The 6,000-nt window shown below is 68.8% G+C and carries 6 protein-coding genes and 1 riboswitch; of the genes, 5 read left to right on the forward strand and 1 reads right to left on the reverse strand.

Annotated features, from left to right (window positions below):
- The 4 genes from ACIQMU_RS13170 to ACIQMU_RS13185 all read left to right on the forward strand — a co-directional run bounded on the left by ACIQMU_RS13170 (position 1) and on the right by ACIQMU_RS13185 (position 2,426).
- On the forward strand, positions 1 to 318 hold the full coding sequence (locus tag ACIQMU_RS13170; protein WP_352239184.1) for a cupin domain-containing protein: 318 nt from the start codon (positions 1 to 3) through the stop codon (positions 316 to 318).
- Positions 319 to 469: 151 nt separating this feature from the next.
- Positions 470 to 682, forward strand: a complete 213-nt coding sequence (locus ACIQMU_RS13175) for a DUF5326 family protein (protein WP_097865633.1) — start codon at positions 470 to 472, stop codon at positions 680 to 682.
- Between the two features lie 428 nt (positions 683 to 1,110).
- On the forward strand, positions 1,111 to 1,887 hold the full coding sequence (locus tag ACIQMU_RS13180) for a helix-turn-helix domain-containing protein (protein ID WP_352239183.1): 777 nt from the start codon (positions 1,111 to 1,113) through the stop codon (positions 1,885 to 1,887).
- Positions 1,888 to 1,988: 101 nt separating this feature from the next.
- Complete coding sequence (locus ACIQMU_RS13185; protein WP_024263706.1) at positions 1,989 to 2,426, forward strand: SsgA family sporulation/cell division regulator; 438 nt, start codon at positions 1,989 to 1,991, stop codon at positions 2,424 to 2,426.
- A gap of 15 nt (positions 2,427 to 2,441) precedes the next feature.
- Here ACIQMU_RS13185 and ACIQMU_RS13190 read toward each other — a convergent pair whose 3' ends face one another.
- A complete protein-coding gene (locus tag ACIQMU_RS13190; protein WP_352239182.1) occupies positions 2,442 to 3,788 on the reverse strand; it encodes a YibE/F family protein in 1,347 nt (448 codons plus the stop codon).
- A gap of 70 nt (positions 3,789 to 3,858) precedes the next feature.
- Positions 3,859 to 3,991, forward strand: a riboswitch (TPP riboswitch).
- Here ACIQMU_RS13190 and thiC point away from each other — a divergent pair.
- Positions 3,984 to 5,804 carry a phosphomethylpyrimidine synthase ThiC gene (thiC, locus tag ACIQMU_RS13195; RefSeq protein ID WP_402688864.1) on the forward strand — a complete coding sequence of 607 codons (1,821 nt, stop codon included), beginning with the start codon at positions 3,984 to 3,986 and terminating at the stop codon, positions 5,802 to 5,804. Its footprint overlaps the riboswitch before it by 8 nt.
- Positions 5,805 to 6,000 lie beyond the last annotated feature (196 nt).

The following is a 6,000-nucleotide window of genomic DNA, read 5'->3' on the forward strand; positions in this document are numbered from 1 at the left end:
ATGAAGGCATTCAGACTGGATGAGCTGGAGGCGGAGCGCGCCGCCAACGACGGTGCCTACCTCCAGTTCGTGCGGGAGCGGAACATGTCGGTCGGTCTGTACGCGCTGGACGCGGGCGCGCTCGATCCGCAGCAGCCGCATCAGCAGGACGAGGTCTACTTCGTCGTCAGCGGGCGTGCGTCGATCACGGTCGGCATGGAGACGACGCAGGTCAGCAGGGGAAGCGTCGTCTACGTCCCCGCGGGGGTGGAGCACAAGTTCCACCACATCACCGAGGACCTGCGGGTGATGGTCGTCTTCTCGCCGCCCGAGGGCTGAGCGCCTGCCGGAAGGGCCCCGGGGTTCCGTCCCCCGGGGATCCCTAGGGGCTCGATCAGGGGTCTTCAAGGGCTGCCCGGCCCCCGCGGGGGGCCCTCGCGCCTTTAGCATCGAGGCAAGGACTCAGAGAGACGAGGTAGAGGCGATGGCCGTGCGGGAGATATTCGCGGGAATGCCCTGGTGGGTGAAGTGGATCGCGGTGCCCGTCGTCGCGATCTTCGTGTTCGGCGGTCTGATCGCCAGCGTGGTCGGCTTCGTGATCAGCCTGCTCTTCAAGGCGCTGGTCTTCGTCGTCCTGGTCGGCGGGCTGATCTTCGTCGTCCGGAAGTTCATGTCGTCGTCGTCCTCACGCGGTGACTGGTAGGACACGGACCACCACATCAACGGGCCGGCGCGGGGGCCGGCCCGTCCCCGTACCGTTCCCCACTTCGCCCGGTCCCGGCCGGCCACCCGGACCGGGCGCCAGCGCGGCGCGGTCAGCTCCGGCGGGGAGGATTAGCCCAGCAGAGCTAAGTCCCGGAGGAAACCACCCATCTGCCGCAGACGGTCGATACAGTGGCATCCACTGCCGCCATCCGGAATGTGACCTTCCGTCACCATATCGATCACCTGATCGGTCCTGGGTACGACAGTCCGGTCGTTGGCCTCCGATCGCCGGCGCCCGGACCGGTCCTCGCCGGTCACGGGTCACCGGATCTCCGGTTCCCCTCCGGTCCTCGGGATCGCGGCAGGCCCGTGGGGGCGGCCCCCACGGGAGGGCCGACGGCCCGTCACCATGCCTGGGGGTGACCTTTGACCACGGCATCGAGTACCGCTGTCCCGACGTTGATCGGTTCGGTGCAGCGGGCGTTGAGGCTGCTGGAGGCTGTGGGCGCTCATCGGGACGGGGCGCCCGCCAAGCAGCTGGCGCGTGAGGCCGGGCTACCGCTGCCGACCGCGTATCACCTGCTGCGCACCCTCACCCACGAGGGCTACCTCCGCCGCGAGAACGGCGTCTTCCTCTTCGGCGCGGCCGCCGAGAACCTGACCGCGGCCCCCGGCGTCCGGACCAGCCCGCGCCCCGCCTCCGTCGCCGACTCCCTCGGCCACTGGCGCGACGTCATCGGGATGCCCGTGTACTGCGCGGTCTACTGCGACGGCGAGATCGAGCTCATCGCGGTCGCGGACGCCCCCGACACCCCGGCGGTGGAGGAGTGGGCCTCGTTCCGGGAGACCGCCCACGCCCACGCCATCGGCCAGTGCCTGCTCGCCCAGCTCGACGAGAGGGCCCGCGAGGACCACCTGGACCGGCACCCGGTGCGCCCTCTCACCCGTTACTCAGTGCGAGATCGAGCCACACTCCTTGAGCGGCTGCGCACCCTCCGACGAGGTGAACCGGTCATCGAACGCCAGGAGTACGCACTGGGGACCGTATGCGCCGCGATTCCCGTCACGGCCGGTGCCACCATTGCCGCGATGGCCATTTCCGTACCCCTGGACCGGGAAGAACGGTTGCTGCCCGCAGTCGAACAGTTACGTGGCGAAGTCGCCAGCCTCTTGCGTTCGTTCGTGTTCTCTATCAGTATCTGAAAAATCACTCCTTGTGATCTGCTATCGCGTGCACCACGATGGCGTCAATAGGGCCATAGGGGATCATTCCTGGCCAGTTTCATCTACTGCGGGGTTGAACGATGCGCGAGTCGGTTCAAGCAGAGGTCATGATGAGCTTCCTCGTCTCCGAGGAGCTCTCGTTCCGTATTCCGGTGGAGCTTCGGTACGAGGTCGGCGATCCGTACGCCATCCGTATGACGTTCCATCTTCCCGGCGATGCCCCTGTGACCTGGGCATTCGGCCGTGAACTGCTGCTGGACGGGCTCAACAGCCCCAGTGGCGACGGAGATGTGCACATCGGCCCGACCGAGCCCGAGGGTCTCGGCGATGTGCACATCCGGCTCCAGGTCGGCGCGGACCGTGCGCTGTTCCGGGCGGGGACGGCGCCGCTGGTGGCGTTCCTCGACCGGACGGACAAGCTCGTGCCGCTCGGTCAGGAACACACGCTGGGTGACTTCGACGGGAACCTGGAGGATGCGCTCGGCCGCATCCTCGCCGAGGAGCAGAACGCGGGCTGACCGGATGCCGGCCCGTCATCCCTTTCTACGGCGACGGCCCCGCCCGGCCCGCGCGGGTGCGGCCGTAGCCGTCTGTGCGCCGCCGGACCCCGGGCGGTCCGCGGAGACGACCAGCGCGGCGAGCACCGTGGTCACCGGCACCGAGGCGACCAGGCCGATCGACCCCACCAGCGTGCGGACGATCTCCTCGGCGACCAGCTCGCTGTTGGCCACCGTCCCCACGCTGCTCTGGGCGATGGAGAAGAGCAGCAGCAGCGGCAGCGCCGCGCCCGCGTACGCCAGCACCAGGGTGTTGACCACCGACGCGATGTGGTCCCTTCCGATGCGGATACCTGCCCGGTACAGACCCTTCCAACCCATCCGCGGGTCGGCCTGGTGCAGTTCCCAGACGGCGGAGGTCTGGGTGACCGTCACATCGTCGAGCACGCCGAGCGAACCGATGATGACGCCGGCCAGCAGCAGCCCGCTCATATCGATATCCGGGTAGAGGCCGTGGATGAGGCCGGTGTTGTCATCGGTGTTGCCGCTGAGATGCGCCCAGCCGATGAACAGGGAGCCCAGCAGCCCGATCAGCAGCAGTGAGATCAGTGTGCCGACGACCGCCACGGACGTACGGGCCGTCACCCCGTGACACAGGTAGAGGGCCGCCAGCATGATGGCGCTGGCCCCGATCACCGCCACGACCAGTGGGTTCGAGCCCTGAAGGATCGCCGGCAGGATGAACAGGGTCAGCACGGTGAACGACACGGCCAGCGCCACCAGCGCCATGACCCCGCGCAACCTCCCCACCAGGACCACCGCCAGCGCGAAGATCCCGGCCAGCACCGACATCGGGACCTTCCGGTCCACGTCGGTCACCGAGTACTGGAGGTCGCGCGGGGCGTCGGGGGCGTACGCGACGACCACGCCCTGGCCCTCGCTCAGCTGACGGGGCGCGTCCGGCTGGACCACCTCGACGAACGTGCGGCCCTTGTCGTCGCCGCTGGTCACCTCGATGGTTGCCTTCGCGCACTCCCCCTCCTGCTCGTTGACGGCCTCCCGGCCGGAGGGTGTGGAGGTGTCGCCGGTCGGGGGCACCTGCGCGGCGTTGACGTCCGCACAGTCGACGTTGACGACCTGGACGACCTTTCCGTCCTGGGTCTGCCGGTCGAATCCGACGCCGGTGCGCTCGTGGTCGGGCGCGCCGCCCGGCCAGAACGCGATCAGGCCGACGACGACCGCCGTCGCGAACGGGATCAGCACCGCGGCGATGACCTTGCGCAGGTGCTGGGACACCGGGGCGGCGGGCCCGTGGCTGTGTGTGTGGCCGTGGCTGTGGCCCTGGGGCGGCTGGGGTGCGGGGTCGTTTTGGGGGGAGGTCACGGGGCGATCATCGCAAGAACAGGGGTGCCCCCTGGTCAGCTCGCCGGAAAGAACGCTAGCGTGGAGGCACCTTTGCACACGCGGGAGCTCGGAGCACCGGGCTGAGAGGGCGCTGACCGCCGTACACCGATACGGATCAGCTGCGCCGACCGCCGAACCTGTTACCGGGTAATGCCGGCGTAGGGAGTAGGTCTCATGACCACAGCGGACGCACGCACGCCTGCCTCGAAACAGAACGACGGAACGCCGAACGGCACGACGCCGGGCGACGGGACGCCGAGAGACGAGGCCGGGAAGTCCATCGGCTGGCACAAGGGATACGTCCAGGGCTCACGCCCGGACCTCCTGGTGCCGGTCCGACAGGTGCACCTCACCAACGGCAACGACGTGACGCTGTACGACACGTCGGGGCCGTACACCGACCCCTCCATCGACACCGATGTCCGCCGCGGCCTCGCGCCCCTGCGGGAGAACTGGATCATCGCCCGCGGCGACACCGAGGAGTACGCGGGCCGCCCGGCCCGCCCCGAGGACGACGGGCTCAAGCACACCACGCCGCGCGGCGGACTGCGCAACCTCGACGCCGTCTTCCCCGGCCGCCCGCGCCAGCCGCGCCGCAGCCGCGACGGCCGTCCCGTCACCCAGCTCGCGTACGCCCGACGGGGGGAGATCACCCCGGAGATGGAGTACGTCGCGATCCGGGAGAACGTGGAGGCCGAGGTCGTCCGCGAGGAGATCGCGGAGGGGCGGGCGGTGCTGCCCGCCAACGTGAACCACCCCGAGATCGAGCCGATGATCATCGGCAAGCGGTTCCTGGTGAAGGTCAACGCCAACATCGGCAACTCGGCCGTCTCCTCCTCCATCGAGGAGGAGGTGGACAAGATGACGTGGGCGACGAAGTGGGGCGCCGACACGGTCATGGACCTGTCCACCGGCCGCAACATCCACACCACTCGTGAATGGGTGCTGCGCAACTCCCCCGTGCCGATCGGCACCGTGCCGCTCTACCAGGCCCTGGAGAAGGTCGACGGCCGGGCCGAGGAGCTGGCCTGGGAGATCTACAAGGACACCGTCATCGAACAGGCCGAGCAGGGCGTGGACTACATGACGGTGCACGCCGGAGTGCGCCTGCCGTACGTACCGCTGACGGCCCGTCGCAAGACCGGCATCGTCTCGCGCGGCGGTTCGATCATGGCGGCCTGGTGTCTCGCCCACCACAAGGAGTCGTTCCTCTACGAGCACTTCGAGGAGCTGTGCGAGATCCTCGCGACGTACGACGTCACCTACTCGCTGGGTGACGGACTGCGGCCCGGTTCGATCGCGGACGCCAACGACGAGGCGCAGTTCGCCGAATTGCGGACGCTGGGCGAGCTGAACACGATCGCCAAGCGGCACGGCGTCCAGACCATGATCGAGGGCCCCGGGCACGTCCCGATGCACAAGATCAAGGAGAACATCGACCTCCAGCAGGAAATCTGCGAGGAGGCGCCGTTCTACACGCTCGGCCCGCTGACCACGGACATCGCGCCCGCCTACGACCACATCACCTCCGGCATCGGCGCCGCGATGATCGCCTGGTGGGGCACCGCGATGCTCTGTTACGTCACGCCCAAGGAGCACCTGGGGCTGCCGAACCGGGATGACGTGAAGACCGGGGTCATCACCTACAAGATCGCCGCCCACGCGGCCGACCTGGCCAAGGGGCACCCGGGCGCGCAGGAGTGGGACGACGCGCTGTCCGACGCGCGGTTCGAGTTCCGCTGGGAGGACCAGTTCAACCTGGCTCTGGACCCGGACACGGCACGGGAGTTCCATGACGAGACGCTGCCCGCCGAACCGGCGAAGACGGCGCACTTCTGCTCGATGTGCGGGCCGAAGTTCTGCTCGATGAAGATCTCCCAGGACATCCGGCGTCAGCACGGAGGCTCGCAGGAGGAGATCGAGCAGGGCATGGCCGAGAAGTCGAAGGAGTTCGCGGCGGCGGGCAACCGGGTCTACCTGCCCATCGCCGACTGACCGCAGCCCCCCGTTATGTTTTTCGCGGTCCTGCAAGAGGGCCGCTGGCCTCCGGGCCCGGCATGACTGTTGCCCCCTGTCGAAGGCATGACCTGGGGGGTGGTGTCACCGGGCCCGGGAGGTGCCGTCGGAGACGCTGATGAGAGGTCCGGCCACCGTCCGGTCCGGCGCAATGCCGGGCAGTTCGCGGGCGGCA

This window comes from Streptomyces sp. NPDC091649, from assembly GCF_044756785.1.
Taxonomy (GTDB): Bacteria; Actinomycetota; Actinomycetes; order Streptomycetales; family Streptomycetaceae; genus Streptomyces.